Origin of the sequence: [Bacteroides] pectinophilus (assembly GCA_025146925.1) — a bacterium.
GTDB lineage: Bacteria > Bacillota > Clostridia > Lachnospirales > Lachnospiraceae > Bacteroides_F > Bacteroides_F pectinophilus.
Map to the genome: position 1 here is coordinate 2,681,399 of CP102260.1, position 18,943 is coordinate 2,700,341.

The 18,943-nt window shown below is 41.6% G+C and carries 19 protein-coding genes; all 19 read right to left on the reverse strand.

Annotation, left to right across the window (positions count from 1 at the left end; translation table 11 throughout):
• Nucleotides 1-5: 5 nt before the first annotated feature.
• Nucleotides 6-1,874 carry a DUF115 domain-containing protein gene (locus NQ488_12725; protein ID UWN95401.1) on the reverse strand — a complete coding sequence of 623 codons (1,869 nt, stop codon included), beginning with the start codon at nt 1,872-1,874 and terminating at the stop codon, nt 6-8.
• Nucleotides 1,871-2,206: a hypothetical protein gene (locus tag NQ488_12730; protein ID UWN95402.1), complete on the reverse strand. Its 336-nt coding sequence runs from the start codon at nt 2,204-2,206 to the stop codon at nt 1,871-1,873. The genes NQ488_12725 and NQ488_12730 overlap by 4 nt, the downstream gene beginning before the upstream one ends.
• Nucleotides 2,207-2,279: 73 nt before the next feature.
• Nucleotides 2,280-3,092, reverse strand: coding sequence for a flagellin (locus tag NQ488_12735; GenBank protein UWN95403.1), 813 nt, complete (start codon nt 3,090-3,092; stop codon nt 2,280-2,282).
• A gap of 277 nt (nt 3,093-3,369) precedes the next feature.
• Entirely contained in the window at nt 3,370-4,182 is an 813-nt protein-coding gene (locus tag NQ488_12740; GenBank protein ID UWN95404.1) for a flagellin, read from the reverse strand.
• A 137-nt stretch (nt 4,183-4,319) separates the two neighbouring features.
• Nucleotides 4,320-4,802, reverse strand: coding sequence for a flagellar export chaperone FlgN (gene flgN / locus NQ488_12745; GenBank protein UWN95405.1), 483 nt, complete (start codon nt 4,800-4,802; stop codon nt 4,320-4,322).
• Between the two features lie 17 nt (nt 4,803-4,819).
• On the reverse strand, nt 4,820-5,212 hold the full coding sequence (gene fliS, locus NQ488_12750; GenBank protein UWN95406.1) for a flagellar export chaperone FliS: 393 nt from the start codon (nt 5,210-5,212) through the stop codon (nt 4,820-4,822).
• Between the two features lie 59 nt (nt 5,213-5,271).
• Nucleotides 5,272-7,701 carry a flagellar filament capping protein FliD gene (gene fliD, locus NQ488_12755; protein ID UWN95407.1) on the reverse strand — a complete coding sequence of 810 codons (2,430 nt, stop codon included), beginning with the start codon at nt 7,699-7,701 and terminating at the stop codon, nt 5,272-5,274.
• A 12-nt stretch (nt 7,702-7,713) separates the two neighbouring features.
• Nucleotides 7,714-8,160, reverse strand: coding sequence for a flagellar protein FlaG (locus tag NQ488_12760; GenBank protein UWN95408.1), 447 nt, complete (start codon nt 8,158-8,160; stop codon nt 7,714-7,716).
• An 87-nt stretch (nt 8,161-8,247) separates the two neighbouring features.
• On the reverse strand, nt 8,248-8,466 hold the full coding sequence (csrA, locus tag NQ488_12765) for a carbon storage regulator CsrA (GenBank protein UWN95409.1): 219 nt from the start codon (nt 8,464-8,466) through the stop codon (nt 8,248-8,250).
• A 1-nt stretch (nt 8,467) separates the two neighbouring features.
• Entirely contained in the window at nt 8,468-8,935 is a 468-nt protein-coding gene (locus NQ488_12770; GenBank protein UWN95410.1) for a flagellar assembly protein FliW, read from the reverse strand.
• A gap of 63 nt (nt 8,936-8,998) precedes the next feature.
• Nucleotides 8,999-10,582, reverse strand: a complete 1,584-nt coding sequence (locus NQ488_12775) for a flagellin (GenBank protein ID UWN95411.1) — start codon at nt 10,580-10,582, stop codon at nt 8,999-9,001.
• Nucleotides 10,583-10,588: 6 nt separating this feature from the next.
• Nucleotides 10,589-12,127: a flagellar hook-associated protein FlgK gene (gene flgK, locus NQ488_12780; protein ID UWN95412.1), complete on the reverse strand. Its 1,539-nt coding sequence runs from the start codon at nt 12,125-12,127 to the stop codon at nt 10,589-10,591.
• A gap of 93 nt (nt 12,128-12,220) precedes the next feature.
• The gene (gene flgK / locus NQ488_12785; protein ID UWN95413.1) at nt 12,221-14,041 is read right to left on the reverse strand and encodes a flagellar hook-associated protein FlgK; all 1,821 of its coding nucleotides are present in this window, start codon (nt 14,039-14,041) and stop codon (nt 12,221-12,223) included.
• A gap of 28 nt (nt 14,042-14,069) precedes the next feature.
• The gene (locus tag NQ488_12790) at nt 14,070-14,582 is read right to left on the reverse strand and encodes a flagellar protein FlgN (protein ID UWN95414.1); all 513 of its coding nucleotides are present in this window, start codon (nt 14,580-14,582) and stop codon (nt 14,070-14,072) included.
• Nucleotides 14,583-14,623: 41 nt separating this feature from the next.
• Nucleotides 14,624-14,911, reverse strand: coding sequence for a flagellar biosynthesis anti-sigma factor FlgM (gene flgM / locus NQ488_12795; protein ID UWN95415.1), 288 nt, complete (start codon nt 14,909-14,911; stop codon nt 14,624-14,626).
• A 154-nt stretch (nt 14,912-15,065) separates the two neighbouring features.
• On the reverse strand, nt 15,066-15,473 hold the full coding sequence (locus NQ488_12800; protein ID UWN95416.1) for a flagellar protein: 408 nt from the start codon (nt 15,471-15,473) through the stop codon (nt 15,066-15,068).
• A gap of 71 nt (nt 15,474-15,544) precedes the next feature.
• Nucleotides 15,545-16,261 (reverse strand): ComF family protein, encoded by a 717-nt coding sequence (locus NQ488_12805; GenBank protein UWN95417.1) that lies wholly within the window; start codon nt 16,259-16,261, stop codon nt 15,545-15,547.
• Nucleotides 16,262-18,535, reverse strand: coding sequence for an ATP-dependent RecD-like DNA helicase (locus NQ488_12810; protein ID UWN95418.1), 2,274 nt, complete (start codon nt 18,533-18,535; stop codon nt 16,262-16,264). It lies immediately after the preceding gene.
• 5 nt (nt 18,536-18,540) lie between these two features.
• On the reverse strand, nt 18,541-18,933 hold the full coding sequence (locus NQ488_12815) for a rod-binding protein (GenBank protein UWN95419.1): 393 nt from the start codon (nt 18,931-18,933) through the stop codon (nt 18,541-18,543).
• Nucleotides 18,934-18,943 lie beyond the last annotated feature (10 nt).

An 18,943-nucleotide genomic window follows, 5' to 3' on the forward strand; every position in this document is an offset into this window, starting at 1 on the left:
TAACATCATGCTTCAGCTTCAATTGAGTCTATAAGCTTTCCAAATGCCTGCTTCGTAAGCTCACAGCCCTGCTTATATCCTTCAAGCAATGCAATTCCCTTGTCAGCTGCAGTCATTGCTTCTCTGTCTGCCGATTTCTTCTCTTCATACAGCCCTTCAAGCGCCTCATGCTCATTCTTTGATGAATACATTGATATAAGATGTACAAGTGGTTCTCTGTTAGCCATATCATTAAATTTCTGTATTTTTTTCATTACACTGTTGAATGCACTTCCACCGGTCTTCCCCTCTGCAATAAGCTCCTTAAGCCTCATATAATTCTTAATCTCTTCATTGAAACTTTTATTAAGCTCGTCACATCTGTCATGCATCTCAACAATGTAATCATATACTGACGTAATCTCCTCATCAGCAAACACATCAGGTACATTATTTATTATCGATGCGTTGAAACTTACGTTACACCACCTTGCAATTGCTTCCTTAAGTGTGCAGTTTTCTGCTCCCTTTATATTAGCTCCGCCTTCAGTTGCATTAAGCACCTTAACATCCTCGTTATCTCTTATCACTCCCTCAAACCAGTCTTTGTACATTGCAAAGTTTCTGAATGTAAGAATCTGCTCCCCGTTGATGTCGGTGACATATGTGTATTTGTAGCTGTCCTCTTCACTTATGCCTGATTCTTCATATACATTGGACGCATGCTTTTTATTATTGGTAAATGCAAGATCCTGTCCTACAAGAATTATTTTCTTGAATCCCAGAAGCAATGCAAGTGAAAATGCATTATTTGCGACAGACCCACCTGTTCTCAGCGGTGCTATGTCATGTCCGAAATGGCGGTAAAAATAGAGTACAAATTCATCCTCCGTAAATACAAACATCTTAGCTTTATGCTGTCTGTATACCTCCTGCCTTGACTGTCCGCAGACGACCATAGGAATATGCTTCACTCTCTCATCTTCAAACAATACAAGCGGCTTATGAGAATCAACCGTAACAATCATGTCAGGCATTATATTATATTCAAGCATTTTTCTTATTGCTGAATCAACAGCCACAACAAATGCATGTCCCTTGGCTGCCCTCACATCTTCAATATTCTTATCAAGCGAAGGTCCGGCTGATACTATCAGGAACGGAACATTCTCTGTATCAACGCCGGCATTTTCAAAATACTCTGCGAGTTCATTCACCGTTGAGTGCTTGGACATATTCCAGAGATTAGCTATAACATTGTCAGCCATCTCATAGCCTATATCGGCAAGAGTATTTTTCTCACCCTGAAGCATATTGGCCTCACGCCAGCACATGTCATGGAACTCCTGTATCTGTTCTGCATATAATCTTCCATAATTAGGTGCAATGATAAATTTAGAAAGATCAATAAGTTCATACCTGAATATAATCCCAAAATACTGGCTGAATGTGTTGGTATTAATCCCCTCTGCAAAGACAAGAACTCTTCTGTCGCCAAAGCTCTCTGTCATATCCACGTTTTCAATCAGGCTAACGAACACCTCTGGATCCGGTTCATATGCAATAACTATATTCTCATCACCAAGTCTTTTTAGAAGCTCCTGCAGGTACATTCCATTCCCCAGTCCACACAGAATGAATATATTTCTGTAATGAATCTCTCCCTGTGCATCCGCAAGCACTTTAGCCGCATACTGTACATCGTATCTACTGTTAAGGTACCATATTCTTCCTTCTTTTTCTTTTGCAAGAATCAGCTCTTCATTGGCTGATCTGTCAATATATACTGTCTTATCCTGATTACCATTTTTATTAACATAATTCACAATGCCTTCTTCAATATCTTTCATCTTCTCAGCAAGGCACTCTATATTCTTTTTTGCCAGTTCATTCACTCCTGTGTACCTCCGAGTTCATTCTCAATATCAGTGAAGAAAAGCATTCCTTCTTTTATCTCATAAAGCAATGTATCTGCCAGCATAATTGTGTCCTTACTGTCAATTGCAGTCATAAGATTCTGCATCTGTGACAGCAATATATCTACAGGAACCTCAATCCCTCTGCCCTCCAGTTCATCAGTTCTGTTAATATATCCAAGATATATATTATTAACATTTTTAACTGTATCGCCAATAATCTGCTGAGCCCCCGATACATCATTGGCATAAAGCATATTTGATATATTTTCTGCTGCTTTTACATATTCTTTGAGCTTCTGTATCTCCATTATTCCTCCAATAATTATCTAAAAAATAAAGCTGGCATTACTGCCAGCTTTATTAATACTCATTATTGCTATATTACTGTAACAGTGACAGTACACCCTGTGTAGCCTGATTAGCCTGTGCAAGCATCGACTGTCCGGCCTGTGCAAGGATATTATTCTTGCTGTATTCAACCATCTCTGTAGCCATATCAACATCACGGATACGAGACTCAGCTGCCTGTGTATTCTCAGCAGTTGTATTCAGGTTGTTGATTGTATGCTCAAGTCTGTTCTGAAGAGCACCGAGTGTTGAGCGCTGTGTTGAGACAAGATTGATAGCGCTCTGAATCTTGTCCATCGCAGAACCTGCTGATGCAAAGCTTGAAACCTTAAGTGAATTAACACCAAGCGAAGATGCATCCATGTTCTTTATTGAGATTCCGATTGACTGTCCGCTAAGTGATCCAACCTGAAGATTCTTTGATGAGAATGTCCCATCAAGAAGATTCATTGAATTAAACTGTGTTGTTGACTGAATTCTGTTAACCTCACTTGTAAGCTGGTCAATCTCCGACTGAATAGCTGTACGGTCGGTTGATGTATTGGTATCATTAGCAGCCTGTGTAGCAAGCTCGTTCATTCTCTGAAGGATTGAGTGTGTCTCGTTAAGAGCGCCTTCTGCAACCTGCACAAGTGAGATACCATCCTGTGCATTAGAAGCAGCCTTGTTAAGGCCTCTGATCTGGCTTCTCATCTTCTCAGATATTGAAAGCCCTGCTGCATCATCTGCTGATCTGTTAATTCTATAGCCTGATGAAAGCTTCTCTGTAGATGTTGACTGTGCTGATGTTACGATTCCTAACTGTCTGTTAGTATTCATTGCTGAAAGATTGTGCTGTACTACCATAATATTCGTCCTCCTTGATAATGCACTCCATTAATTAGTTTTGTTTATGTTTTGTATGTATGACAATCATCAAATCTCCCTGACTGATGTATCATTCTTAAGTACACTATGTATATCGACCAATTCTTCCAATACTTAACCCTTTTATATTTATTTTTATATTTTATTTTAAAAAAAGAGAGCAGATATAAAATCTGCCCTCTTCTTAAAACATAAACAAAAACAAATTTGTCTGTACATCATCCAAAGGATGACTTTCCTGCAATCAAACCAAAGATTAGCCGAGGAGTGAAAGAACACCCTGTGTAGCCTGGTTAGCCTGAGCAAGCATTGACTGTCCAGCCTGAGCAAGAATGTTGTTCTTGCTGTACTCAACCATCTCTGTAGCCATATCAACGTCACGGATACGAGACTCAGCTGCCTGTGTATTCTCAGCAGTTGTATTCAGGTTGTTGATTGTGTGCTCAAGTCTGTTCTGAAGAGCACCAAGTGTTGAACGCTGTGTTGATACAAGGTTAATAGCACTCTGAATCTTGTCCATTGAAGAACCTGCTGATGCAAAGCTTGAAACCTTAAGTGCGTCAACACCAAGTGAAGATGCATTCATGTTCTTGATTGAGATTCCGATTGACTGTCCGCTAAGTGATCCAACCTGAAGGTTCTTTGATGAAAATGTTCCATCAAGAAGATTCATTGTGTTGAACTGTGTTGTTGACTGAATTCTGTTGATCTCGCTTGTAAGCTGATCAATCTCAGCCTGGATAGCTGTACGGTCTGTTGATGTGTTAGTGTCGTTAGCAGCCTGTGTAGCAAGCTCGTTCATTCTCTGAAGGATAGAATGTGTCTCGTTAAGGGCACCTTCTGCAACCTGTACAAGTGAGATACCATCCTGTGCATTAGATGATGCCTTATTAAGACCTCTAATCTGGCTTCTCATCTTCTCAGAAATTGAAAGACCTGCAGCGTCATCACCAGCTCTGTTGATTCTGTAGCCTGATGAAAGCTTCTCTGTTGACTTTGACTGTGCGCTCTGAACTCCGCTAAGCTGTCTGTTAGTGTTCATTGCTGAAAGATTGTGCTGTACTACCATAGTATTTTCCTCCTTGAAATTCTGATGGCTTCCATGCCATCAATATTTTGTTTTTGTTACTAGCAACACATTATGTATTGCTGTTATTTATTATATCGGACGTTAGTCTTGAAACTTTAGTCCTAATATAAACTTTTTTAATTTTTTTTGTCCATGAACTGTGGAGCTATATCCACCTTGCTCATTGACTTATAGTAACGGGATGCCATCTGTGTACTTCTCTTGGCTTCCCTTACTTCCTTCTTAAGCGTCGAGAACTGCTTATCCGCGAGGACCTTATTGCGCTGTTCCTGTGCTTCAACCTTAACACTTAACTCTGTAACCTTTCTGATTAACTGCTGCATAGACTTAATCTCTCCGGCATACTGCTCTTTCCTGCCGTCAAGCTGTTCCCTCACTCTTGCAAACAGCGAAGCGAATCCATCGTCAAGCCGTTCAAGCTGATCTATAAGCTCAGCCTTCTGATGCACTGTCGCATCAAAATCATCAAGTTCAAACGGCTGTGCCTGCAATATCTCATTCTGATTATCGTTAATACCTGCGATAGCTTCAAGCACTTCTGCTTTTTTATTAAGGCTGTCGGACATCAGTGACAAATAATTACTGCTAAGCTCTGCCATGTCATCCTCCATTCATGTTACTTGTTAACATCTGCTCCGTTATGAGTAATCTTCATAACTTCCTTCCATGTGTCGCGAAGTGTTCTCAGATGAACAAGGACTTCTTCAAGTATATCCTTATCCTTTTTGACATTAGCCTCGATAAGTCTATTATAAATGTATTTGTAGACATTGTCAAAGTCTTTTGCTACCGGATATTTATGATTAAGTGTTGCCTGAAATTCCTCTATAATATTCTCAGTCTTAACTATGTAAGTATGTGCTTTCATGACATCATTCTTCTCTATAGCCATTATAGCTATGTTGCAGAACTTGATTGCACCGTCATACAGCATAAGCGTCAGCTCTGCCGGTGATGCCGTCAGTATCTTACTGTTATTATACTGTGAATATGCCTGATTTAAAGCCATTCTCTACCTCCATGCCGGAATGTTTAACACACCAAGCTTATATTTTGTAATCTTTAGTATCAGCTAAAATAGTTTGAAAGTGAAGACTGCTGTGAGTTAAGCTTAGAAAGCGCAGACTCCATTGAAGAGAACTTCTTATAATAGTAATCTTCCTTCTCACTTATCTTAGTCTCCCATTCTGATATCTTAGTGCTGTAATTAGAGTACTCTGTATTCATCTGCTTGTCATTATATAATGTATATGCACTGCTGAGATTTGTTCTCGACATTCTCTTTGTCAGGTCATTATACACTTCAGTAGTCAATTTGCTGAAGAATTCCACAACCGTATCAGGGTCGCTGGCAATAGCTGCCCTCAACTTATCTGTATTGCCCGAAGTCTGCGAATCATCTGCATTACCGTCAATATGGAAAGCACCATGTTCATTATCTCCGGCTGTAAAATAACTGAGTGTCGCAATACCAAAACTTGAAAGATTATACTTTGTTCCGTTAATCTCATAACTCTTAAGCATATTAGTCTTCATGGAATTAGAGATTGTTGACAACGTATTGTCTTTGCGGAGAAGTGAATCCTTAATCTTAGTCTCCCACTTCTCAATCTCTGTATCTGTCATGGCATCCTTCTCGTCATCAGTAAGCGGCTCATAGCCCTTGGCACTTGAAGCATTGTACTTCTCATCCATATAATTGACAATCTCATTATATTCCTTAAAGAAGTCCTTTATCATATTATATATGCCATCAACATCTGTATCTGTTGTGATTGTTACAGGATCCGAAGCACTATTGACACTGAGTGCCTGAATTGTAAGCCCATTAACAGAGAAGTTGTTGGTATTACTTGTAAATGTTGCTCCGTTAAGTTCAATAATTGCATCCTGACCTGTTATTCTCACAGCCGCAGAACCGGAAGAACTTCCAATCCCAAGGAGTTCATTATCTGCTGCTGATGCCTGACCCGCATCAGCTTTTTTCTGTGCTTCCTCATACTGTGCAAGCTTTGTCTTGGCTTCCTCTCTCTGCGCCTTATATGAAGCAATCAGATCAGAAGCAAGCTTGTTAGCGGAATTAGCTGCAGTTGCTGCATCAAGTGTATCACCTTCAGCAAAATCAACAGTAATAAGTGCATTATCCTCTGTTGCACTGTCAGCATCAAAAGATGTCTCGTCAAAGCTGGAATCAACTTCCTTATGAAGGTTATAGATTGCCTCCATATTAGAAGCTATTGTCTCTTCGTTAGTCTTAATTGCCGAACTGATGCCTTTGATATACTTGTCAATGTCGTTATCTTCCATTACGGCAGTTGTAGATCCGTCATCATTAACTGTTTCTTTCCGGGTACGTGTAACCAAAAGTGTATCGTTGCCAAGATCTCCGGCGACCTTCTCCGCTGCTGCAATTCTTGAATTAAACTCATCAAGTTCAGCTGTCTCTGTATCATTGAGCTTCTCTCCTGCTGCCTTACGGTCCTCAAGCTCTTTCTTACGGTCGCTGTTCTTAAGAGCATCTATCTTCTCATTAACTGCCTTGAAAGCCTCTGCCCTGCTCGCAGCTGTTGCAGTCTGTGATACAAGCTTGCCATCTGCGTCATATGTATCTTCATATGAAAGCTTGGCAGCGTATATCTCAGCATATTCCTTGCGATATGCAAGTGTCGTCTCGTTAGCATTCTTAAGACTCGAATTGCCTGCAAGGTATGACTGTATCGTCTTATTATAAGATGCTATCTTTGAATTATAAGCAGACTTTGCATTAGCAACTACATCTGCATCTGTCCATCCGGCAACTGTTGAATAATTATTCTTAGCCTCTGATGATGTAAGAAGCCCAAGTGCCTTAAGTGCTCCCGTGCCATTGCCATCAGCCCCTTCAAGAGTGAATTCTCCATCAAGACCTGACGTCTTACTGTTAATAAATATTCTCTGGTTGCCTGAGTCAAAGTTAGCACTGAGACCTGCATCCTTAAGTGCTGCAACAAACTGATTAACTGTCATATCTGATGTAAGGCTTACAGTCTTCGTCCCGCCTGATGCTGTTGCCTTGACCTTAAGTGTTCCGCCATTAGCATAATCACCCATGCCGGTTATCTCACTAAGCTTGGTACTTCCCGTAACAGAAGCCTTCTCGCCATCCTTCGTTGCGGATATAACACCGCCTGTCAGGTATCCTGCTGATGCCAGCTGCTTAACAATAAGCTTCTGATTACCGTTAACAGCGCCTGATGATGCTGTAACCTTGGCAATCGTTGAATTAGAAACTGATGATGTCTTCTTACTGTATGAAGAGCTAAGTCTCATAGCAGAAAGCTTGCCTGTATAGAAGCTGTACACCTTCGTATTAAGTGTCTTCCATGCATCCTGCTTCCATGAAAGCTTAGTCTGTGCTTTTTCAAGATTAGTCTTAGTCGTTGAATATGAGGACACCAGTGCCTGTACAATTGCATCTGTATCGAGTCCTGAGCTCATACCTGAAAGTCTTATTGGCATTGTATACGCCTCCTATCTCTTCTCATCTACAAGGATACCTGCAAGTTCCCACGCCTTCTCAAGAAGTTCAAGTGCCTTCTCAGAAGGTATTTCCTTGATAATCTCATCTGTATCCTTATCTTTGATCTTAATCGTTATCCTGTGTGTCTCTTCGTGATAGCCGAATTCTGCTATTGTATTCTTATTGATTATCTTGTTGACATCCTTCGCAACATTCTTCATTGCCTCAATATCAGACTGCATATTGCGCTTTGAATCACTGCCTGTCTTGCTGTCCTGTGTACCGTCACCGGCCTTAGCTGATACAACCGCCTTCTGTGTTGCAGACTGAGCCTGCTGTACATACTGTTCCGCTGCTGTATCTGCCTGCTTTGGCTGTGCAGCATTCTTTGTCTGAGTCAATGTCTGAGGCTGCATAGATACTGCCTGTGCTACGCCTTTAACTGAGTCCATTCCCATGATTAACACCTCCATGTGCATCAAAAAAAATACATAATCTAACTTTTTCTATATTGTTTTATCGGCATCATGCCATAAAAAATTAACCTATTTAAAAATATTTTTCAGCGTATCCGCATCTACAGAATTCGCAGCCGCCTTATTAGCTTCCTGAATCTGCACATACACTTCCTTACGATAGATAGGCACTGACTTAGGGGCACTTATTCCTATCTTGACCTGGTCGCCTTTTATCTCAATGACTTTAATCTCGATATCGTCATTAATAACGATAGCCTCGTCCTTTTTTCTTGATAATGCCAGCATCCTATTCACCGCCCTTCTTTGAAGCAGCACTTATTATATCATATATAGGATACTTAACAGGATATTCTTCATTATCAGCAATAAGCTGGCATCCTTTGCGGGTATCTGCATTTATTATAATCGGTGCCTTGAGGTTACATGTCATCTTTTTAATATCCTGTCCTACAGTAAGTGTAACAAATACCATAAGTGGTGCATTAAGGATATCATCCCCGATTGAAGCCAGAAGCTCATCTTCAACAACCGGATCATATCCCTTGTATACAATATCCGGATTCATAACAGGTAATGCAAAATTCTTATCATCAACTGACTGGAGCCATACAACCTCCCTGCCGTTATCTCTCTCCGAATCATATATGATAGTAAATTTTTTATAATCCTCGAAGCCCATAATTCCCATATCAAATGTAATTATCTTGTCTTCGCTGATATCAATAGTACCAAACCATTTAGTCTCAACGACCATAATCAACGCCTCCAATTCCGCCCTTCGCAATATAATAATTATCATATGCTTCCGGCCGTTTATTTATAAGAAATCAAGAAGTGACTGGCGGACAACCTTACTTGCCGCACTTATCGAAGAATTGTATACAAGCTCGGCTGAGTAATAATTAATCATCGCATCCTCGAGTTCAACATCCTCATTCTTAGACTTAAGTTCTTTAAAGTTAGTCTGCTGCTCTGTAAGTCTAGACTCATTAAGCTCGAGCCTTGATAGTCTGTTGCCGATATCCGCCTGCTGCTTACGATTCTCCTGATCGTAATTCTGCATCTTTGTCACTCCTGCGTCAAATACTTCCTGCATTGAATCCTTAGCAAGATCAAACTGCTTATCAAGCACTTCCGACAGCTCCTCTATTCTCTTCTGCGCAACCTCATCGTTAGCATACATCGGAGATTCCTTCATCTGCTTAAGCTTAGCCTGTGCAGTCTCAATATCGCTTACGGTACTTACTGTGCTGCTAAGATCATCAACATCCCTTCCGAGATAAATGTTAAAGCACTGTGAAGCAGATGAATTAACTCTTATCTTCTGCGAAAAGTTAACCATGTATTCAAGCTGCTTGTCAAGCATTCCGTAATTATCGGCGGCAAGCTCCTCATTGTATGTTATCGGTGTATATGCTGTCCCGTTCTTATCGGCAAGTGCCTTTGCATCTCTGTCGGTACGTACGCACATAAAATAATGTTCCGGCTTTACATCGCCCTTATCAAAGTTAGTCTTGCTGTATGTCACATTAAGATTCTTCTGGTTACGTGTCTCAAGGTATGCATTCTTGCCAAAGATAAGCTCGCCTGTGTTGGCATTATATAATATCTCATCGTCTCCCGGAATTGCATTATCATCAGTTGTTGACTTAATAGGATACTTATCGGCAACATTAACCATGACAGGATTGCCGTCTGCATCTGTAACCAGCTTACCGCTCGCATCTGTCTTCTGATACTGAAGCACAGGGATTGTATTGGAATCCGTATCACTGTATGCGAGCCGCATACGATATACCTCTGCCCTGTCAACATCAGGTATTGCAGCAGTACTGTTTATATAACTCTCAAGATCCGTAACATCTACCGGATTGCTGTACACATACTTGGTATCAAAGTTGTCAGCCGTAAGTCCCTGTGTAATGCTGTAGCTGTAATTATCGGCCTCTGCCTCTGATGCAAATGTAAGCCTTGAATCTGTTCTGTATCCCGAGAAGACATATCTTCCCGCATAATCTACATTACCCTGGTCATAATATGTCTCTTTGAGATTCTGGAGGTCATCCGCAAGAGTTGCCCTCTGCTCTGTGGAATATGAATCAGTAGCGCCCTGATTGCAATTCTTGTAGAGATCGCTGACAACATTCTCTCCCTCTTCAAGTGCGCCCTGAATTACCTTCATCCATGAATTGGCATCAGGTATATTCTTCTCAAGATACTGTGTGACCTCGTTAAGGCTCGAACGGAGTCTAAGAGCACGAATTGCAATAATAGGATCCTCAGACGGCCTGTTTATCTTCTTCTTGGTAGACATCTGTGTATCTAGCGTACTGAGCTGATTCTTATTCACTGCTATATTGGCAAGTGAATTGTTGATCATCATTGTATTAGTTATTCTCATATGATTTTACACTCCTGTTCCATTAATAAGTCTGTCATATATCTCGTTCATAACCGACATCATCTTAGCACTGAGGTTGTATGCCTCCTGATACTTCATAAGGTCCATGCCTTCCTCATCCTGATCAACGCCCATAACTGACAGTCTCTGATTCTGTACCGTTGTCTTGAGATTAGTAAAGTTCTTGTTGAACTGTGTTGCCTTGCTGGAATCAATAGCCACATCGCCCATAATACTTTCAAGAAAATAACCGCCCGTTCCATTGCCATACATTTTCTTATCCCTGAGCTCAAGTATGCTCTCAACCAGGTCATTATATGATTCGCCTTTATTCTCATCCGTTGTCGTTGCAAGCTTAGACTGGTCAAGAACAAGTTCGTTATTAACAGTGATACTTGATGCGCTCATTGCTGAGTCCTCATACTTTGATACAAAAAGCGGAATTCCTTTCTCTCCGTTAATCGTTCTGGCATTAGGACCTGCAAGCACATCATTAACGGCAGTTGTGAATATCTGTACGAATTCATTAAGTTTTGACTGGTAATAAGGTACACCCTTAAAATTAGTATTGTTGACCGAAACTCCTTCTGTCTCAAGAACCGGATTGCCATTGGCATCTGTTGTCTGCTTTTCTATCTCGCCATTACATCCGTCTCTTGCCTCGATAAGTGCCTTAAGCGAACCGTTGAGAGTACTGCTGTATTCACCAAAGCTCATTCCGCTCTCCCATGTAATCTGATACAAGCCATCCGCATCAGATGCATTACGTGGGTTCTCCTTCGCCGTTACCATAAGCTTGTTGGAATTATTATTGTCTACAAGCACCTGTCCGTTAATATATACTTTAAAGCAGTTGGTATTAACACCAACCGGTGTCTCTGTTGTCTCTATATTAACAATCTGTGAAAGCTCATCAAGAAGGTTATTACGTGCATCACGCAGATCATTAGCAGTTCCGTGATTAGCCTCAATCTGGTTAATCTGCTTATTAAGAGATGCAATGCTTGTCGAAATAGTATTAATCTTATCTACCCTGTTACCAATCTCTTCATTCGTATCCTTCTGTACGTTCTTAAGGTTACTTGAAAGAGTATTAAAATAATCTGCGAGACTCTGCGCTTTATTGATAAATTGATTACGGACAGATTCCTCCGCCGGCTGCTCCTGAAGCTGTATGGCTGACTGGAAGAAATCCGCATAAGCCTTGGTAAAGCCCTCAAGTGTATACTCATTGAGATAATCCTCAAGCTGGGTCATATATGTCTGCATTGTATTGTAATATCCGTAATTAGTCTCATTGCTGCGGTACTTAACATCATAATAGCTGTCGCGCACCTGCTGTATGCTATTGACAATTACACCCGAACCTGCCGTACCGTATTTGGCGTATGTACGAAGTGCGTTATCTGCGCTCACATCAGTCTGCTGACGTGAATATCCCTTTGTGTTTACATTTGATACATTATGTGCTGTCGTATTAATAGATACGCTTGCTGCCTGCAGCCCTGTGTAAGCTATATTCAACCCAAAAAATGTTGATGGCATCTCTTCTCACCTTCCTCTTAATCAAAATGAATACAAAGGCAGCACAAATGCTTTGCCAGCATCCATACTGCCATAACTCCATCCTTGTCTTTATTAACTTCCAAGCCGCGTCACAATGTGTTCAAGCATCTGGTCAATCACATTGATATATCTTGATGCTGCATTGTACGCCTGCTGATATTTAATCATGTTCTGAAGTTCTTCTTCAGAAGATACACTCTCAGTCATCATTCGCTGCGAATCATATCCGTCTGCCATCGATGACTGCGTATTAACCATTCCTTTAAGCACTTCACCCGTAGTAGCCACATTAGCAACCACACTGTCATAGAATGACATAAAATCTTCCTTGGCATACTTAGACGGACTAATTGCTGCAAACTTGACATTCCATGCCTCAAGGAGTTCCATCGCCTTGTCCATGTCCTCACCGCCGTCATTCTTCTTGGACAGCGGAATAAGTTCCTTATGCTGTGCTGCAGTCGGATTAACCTCAATGTTGCCAAGTGTATAATCAGAATCACTTCCGAACTGGTTCTGCGTATTGAACACATACATATCTTCACCGTTAACATTAATCTTAATGTAACGTTCTGTATTCTTACGCGAAAAAAGCTCTGTTCCCATCGTCTCGTTGTCATCCATGCCAACGCTTGACTTTTCCTTATCAAGTACCTTATACCTGTAAGTCTTGGAACCATCCGCATTAGTAATCTCTTCACAGCCCGGAATCTCTTTTGTATTGCCGTTATTATCAGTATATGTAAGCTTTGTCGCACTGTCATATGTTGTCTGTGGACAAAGTATATCATTAAGTGATGTAACTATTCCGTTAACAAGCTTGTCAAAGCCGGCCATAGTGCTGAGTATTACTGATGGTTCAATATACTTATTGTAGTATTCGGCATCCTTTTCATACTGTGCGTAGTCTGCAAGATACTGCGGATCCGTATCACCGCCCGCATAATCCTTTGCTTCCGGTCTTACCGGAACATCCGTGTAATCAGCTGTTGTATTACCTCTTGCGAGAAGAAGTCCTTTGAGCTCACCAATATCATTATTATTGATTGCTGTTATCTCCTCAAAATCATTAAAAACAGCTCTGTTATTGAACGCTTCCCATACCGGTCTTAACAATCCTGTTCCATCTATGTCTTCTGTTCCCATCTTGTTAACGCCAAAAGATGTAACGAATGAAAATCCTTCAAGTGTAACAAGAAGTGTCTTATTATCAGTCTCCTGATATGTAACCTTGGCATATGCACTCAGTTCATCAAGCGCCTTATCTCTCTGATCACGAAGATCATTCGCACGCTCACCCGAAAGTTCAACCTGTGTTATCTTCTTATTAAGTGAACTTATCGTCTCTCCAAGCTCATTAATTCTGTCAACCGTATTGGAAACCTTAGTATTAAGTGTTGTCTGGTAATCCTTCAGTCCTTTATATATAGAGCCTGCACGATCGATAAATGTTGTTGACATCTGAATAAGTGCACTTCTCTTAATCGTACTCTCCGGTTCACAACTTAGTTCGTTGATGGCATTCTTAAGATCCTTAAGTGAATCCTCAAATGTTACCCCGTTAAGCTCTCCAAACAGGCTTTCAATCTCAACAACTGCGTCATACTGTGTTGAATAATATCCCAGTCGTCCATTCTCCTGTCTGTAAGCTGCATCTATAAGATCATCTCTTACTCGTCTTATTGCAAGTGTATCAACACCTACTCCATAAGACTTATCCTGTGTTATTGTCTGTCCTATCTTAAAATATTCTGCTGACGATAATGCAACCTGCTGCCGTGTATATCCCTTGACATTGACATTAGCAAGGTTATGTGCTGTCGTGTTCAGAGCCGTCTGTGCGGAACGAAGGCCTGAGCTGCCAACATACAATCCCGTCATTCCATTAGCCATTGTGGTGTCCCCTTTCCAGTCTTATATCTCACTGCTTCGCGTCAAATGTTCCTTCGCTGACGGACTGTCCAACTCCATACGCATCCTTGCCATAGTTGGCCGTAACAGGTGCCATCTTAGCACTCTTGGCTATGTTGATCTCAAACTCAAGCATGTCAAGCGACTGCTGCAGCAATACCCTGTTATTATCATTAAGCATTATCAACTGATTCATCGTTTCCTTCAGGCTGTCATGCACTCTGATGAGTTCCTGCTGGAACTGCGGCTGTTTCTCCATCATGCGGATAAGCCTGTCAATCTTCATCTCATCAAGTGGGACATTAAGAACATTGGCAATATCTTCCACATGTTCTTCTCTCGCTGACTCAAGAGCATCCAGCTTCTCTATTATCTGCTGTTCTCTTCCGACAATAATCTGAAGCTCATCAATATCATTCCTGATAATTGCATCGGTCTTCTCCTTTGCAATATCAAGAAGGCTCTTATATTCAATATCTTCTTTTCCTAATACATCAATAAGATTCTCAATCAGACTTGCCACTTCAATCCACCTGTCCCAAATATTCTACCTGAATCCGCTTATCAGAATACTATAGTCTCCATATTACCAAGTATCTTGTCCGCGATTGCCTCTGCACTGACATTATATGTTCCTGCTGCCAGTCTTGCCTTAATATCGGCAACCTTATCCATTCTGACATCTGAGGCATCAGCGACTGCTTTCTTTGCTACCGAATAACTCTTAGCTGAATCTGAAATCTCATACTTATATTCATTATCAGCCTGCTTTCCGGTTGCCTTGCTCTTGTATTCAGCCTTTGTCTGGTATACCTGACTCACTGCATTATAAGCATCTATACGCATAAGCATATCACCTCCATTAATATTCCTGTCAAATGTATCGGACACATTTTCAAAAAACTTAACAGCAATTTGAACATTTTCAAATCATTTTTAAAAAAGCATGCCAAAGCGTACATTCATATACCCTCTGCCATGCTCTTACATTCCGCAATATTCACATCTACTCAAAGAAACGCATCTTTGCATTACTGTCAGTCTTTCTCTGTGGTTTCGCAGGTTCCGGCTGTGCATATGCCTGTGAAAAGCCGTTTGCCATATTAGCACGGCACTTATCGCAGAAGCGGCCTGACTTAATCATGGTACCGCATCCCTCACACGGAATTCCGATAGGTGAATCATCCGCAAACGCAAGCCTGTCTTCACGTACCCATCTCTGAATCTGCTCAGGTGTTACATCACACTCTTCCGAAATCATTGTCATCGTAGCCCCCGGATTCTCCTCTATATATTCCTTAACCTTGGCAAACTTATCTTCCATCTTCTGGACACATCTCGGACAAAGTCCTCTGTAAGGTCCTCCTATATAATTATAAAGCGATCCACACATTCTGCAATTACGTACATCCATGACTATCTCCTCCATTCCCTTATTATAGCACATCAACATTATAGTGCACAAAACCGGCCTCAGCCTATACCTCAGAACCCTCTCCCTATGCAAAGCACAACACTGTACACCTCATGTACTCCGCCTTCATGAAGTGCTTTTGCACATGCATCCATAGTGGCTCCTGTTGTATATATGTCATCCAGTATAATTACTTTTTTATATCTTACTACATTTTCCGTAATAATAAAAGCATTTTCAAGATTTTTAAATCTTTGTTTGTCATCCAGCTCTTTCTGTGGTACGGTACTCCTGTCTCTGATAAGCACAGTGTCATCCGAAGGTATTCCAAGCCGTTTTCCCAATGCGTCCGCAACAAGCTTCGCCTGATTGAAGCCTCTGTCAGCAAGTCTCTTTGCATGAAGCGGCACCGGAAGTATTGCCTGCGCTCCCCATCGCTTTATGTGTTCTGCATACTGCGATTCAATCTCCTGTGCATATATATCCGCAAAGCATCTGCAATTCTGATACTTAAATCTGTATATTGACTGCTTTATCCCATCAGTATATCCCCAGACTGCTATTCCCTGTGTATATGAATGATGATGCGTCATGCAGTCGTAACAGTACTCCCGCTCCCCGTCTGACATCTGTTTTCCACACTTAAGGCAGCGCGGATTGTGGATATATTTTAATTTTTCCCTGCATGTTGTGCATATTCCGGATTGATCTATAATAACATCCGAACAGACCGGGCAGACATCAGGATACAGAAACTTTACAGCCCCCTTAAGTATTCCCCTATGCAATCAATCCCCCCTGACCTCTTTTATCCGCACATCAAGTGACGAATATCTCTTCTGCTCATTGCCATTGGCAATCATCTCCCTGAAACAGTCCTCACGTCCTATAAGGCAGACACATTTTCTCGCCCTCGTAACCGCTGTATACAAAAGATTACGTGTCATAAGCATTCTCGGTCCCGGAAACATCGGTATTATAACTGCCGGGTACTCGCTGCCCTGTGATTTGTGTACGGTTATCGCATACGCAAGCTCCAGTTCCTCAAGCTGCTTATAGCCGTATTTTACATACCTGTCATCATCAAATCTTACGACAACTTCCTCCGTATACGGTCTTATTTCTTCGATAATTCCGGTATCGCCATTGAATACTCCCATGCCGGTTTCATTTACAATGCCGTATCTGCTGCGTCTTTCCCACTCAATCTGGTAATTGTTGCGTATCTGCATTACCTTATCACCGACGCGGAACGTAACCTGTCCGAATTCCTTTTCGAGTTTGGAAGCTTCGGGAGGGTTAAGATATGTCTGAAGTGTCTGATTAAGCTTTTCAACTCCCACAACGCCCTTGCGCATAGGCGTCATAACCTGAATCTCTGACACATCAGCGTCAACATAACGCGGAAGCTTGTCACGCACAACCGTACAGAGTGCTGCTATTATTGCCTCCGGCGTATCTCTGTGTATAAAAAGAAAATCCCTGCTGTATTTGTTGAGCGCAACATCCTCACCGCGGTTAATGGCGTGCGCATTAGTTATAATCTCACTCTCATCAGACTGTCTGAAAATTCTTGTAAGCTTAACAACATTAAAGCATTCTGAATTAATCATATCCCTGAGTACATTGCCGGGACCGACAGACGGAAGCTGGTCAACATCACCGACAAGTATAAGTCTTGTGCCATCGACAACAGCCGCAAGGAGGGCATTAATGAGATTAATATCAACCATGGACATCTCATCCACAATTATAACGTCCGTCTCAAGCGGGTTCATCTCATTTCTCTCAAAATGCGAGCCCGCACCTGAATGCTCATCATCCATGCCGCCGTTAACTTCCAGAAGCCTGTGTACAGTCTGCGCTTCATACCCGGTTGTCTCAGACATTCTCTTAGCCGCTCTTCCCGTTGGTGCAGCAAGGCGTATATCCATGCCTTCCATCTCAAAATACCTTATAATGGTATTGATGATTGTAGTCTTGCCTGTACCGGGTCCGCCCGTTATAATCATCAGTCCGTTGCGTATCGCCCCTATAACAGCCTCTCTTTGCATATCGTCAAGAGTAATTCCTTCACTTTTTTCGATAGACTCAAGCGCCTGTTTTACGGCAGCATCATCAATTCCATATTCAATATCAAGCTGTACAAGCTTTGCTGCCGCTTTCAGCTCCATATAGTAATATGAAGACGCATATATATTATTATTTTTGATTACGACCTTCTTCTCAAGTGCGAGGTCAGTAACATAATGGGAAATATCATCGATATCAACAAGAAGAAGCGCCTTGGCTGCTTCCACAAGGTCTTCCATTGGTAGAAATGTATGCCCTGCCGCAGTTGCATTAAGAAGCACATAAAGTATTCCGCTTCTTATTCTGTAGTCCGAATCCGATCTGATTCCCACGCGCTGTGCAATATCGTCAGCCATCTTAAATCCTATTCCGCCGATATCATCTGCCAGTCTGTATGGGTTCTCCTGAATAATCGCATATATTCCTTCGCCATACTTTTCGTATATCTTAGAAGACATATTCATCGATATTCCGTACTTCTGCAGGAACATCATCGCATTCCGCATATCCTTGCGTCCTATAAGCTGGTCAGCTATATCCATAGCCTTTTTCATGCTTATTCCCTTAATCTCCGCAAGTCTCTCCGGTTCTTCCTCAATAATTCTGAATGTATCTGCGCCAAAATAATTAACGATATTCTGTGCCGTCTTCTCGCCTATTCCTCTGATTGCGCCAGAGCCAAGATACTTCAGGACCGCCTTTTCGTCTTCAGGGGTCTTGAGAGCATATGAAGTTATTTTGAATTGTTTCCAGTACACCGGGTGCTTGACATAACTCCCCTGTGCCACTATATATTCGCCTTCATTCAGATAACTGAAGGTGCCTATGCAGGTCACCTCCCGGTCCTTAAACATTGTGTTAAACACCGTATATCCGTTATCCTCATTGCGGTATATTATATGTTCCACAAATCCTTCTATCTCATGTACAGAATCCCCGAACACTTCAGAAGCCTGTGAATCATCAATTATATTGCCATATTCATCCATAAAAATTATATCTGCTCCGGAAGTTCTGACGAACCATATGTGCGCTTCATCTGCTCATAGAGCGTCTGTGCTATTCCAAGCCCTTTTCCGCCATCAGACTCCGAAGCATACTCTGCATATTTGCTCATCATCTCTTCCTTGTAATAATCTGTCATAGAACTCATAGATGAGCTTTCATCCTCATCTTCATCCTTCGGTATCATCTTCTCCATAGACTTGAACATCTGCTCGATGAAATAGCTTTCAAAGTCCTTACACACCTGCATGAGCTCGTCATCGGACGCATTAGACAAATCACCGCTGCCAAGTGTCTTCTCAAGTTCGGATGTTGAAGATGATGTGTCAGATACAGAATCCATATAATACGAACCGATTCCGCTAGTAATCAGATCACTCATTCCACTCTCC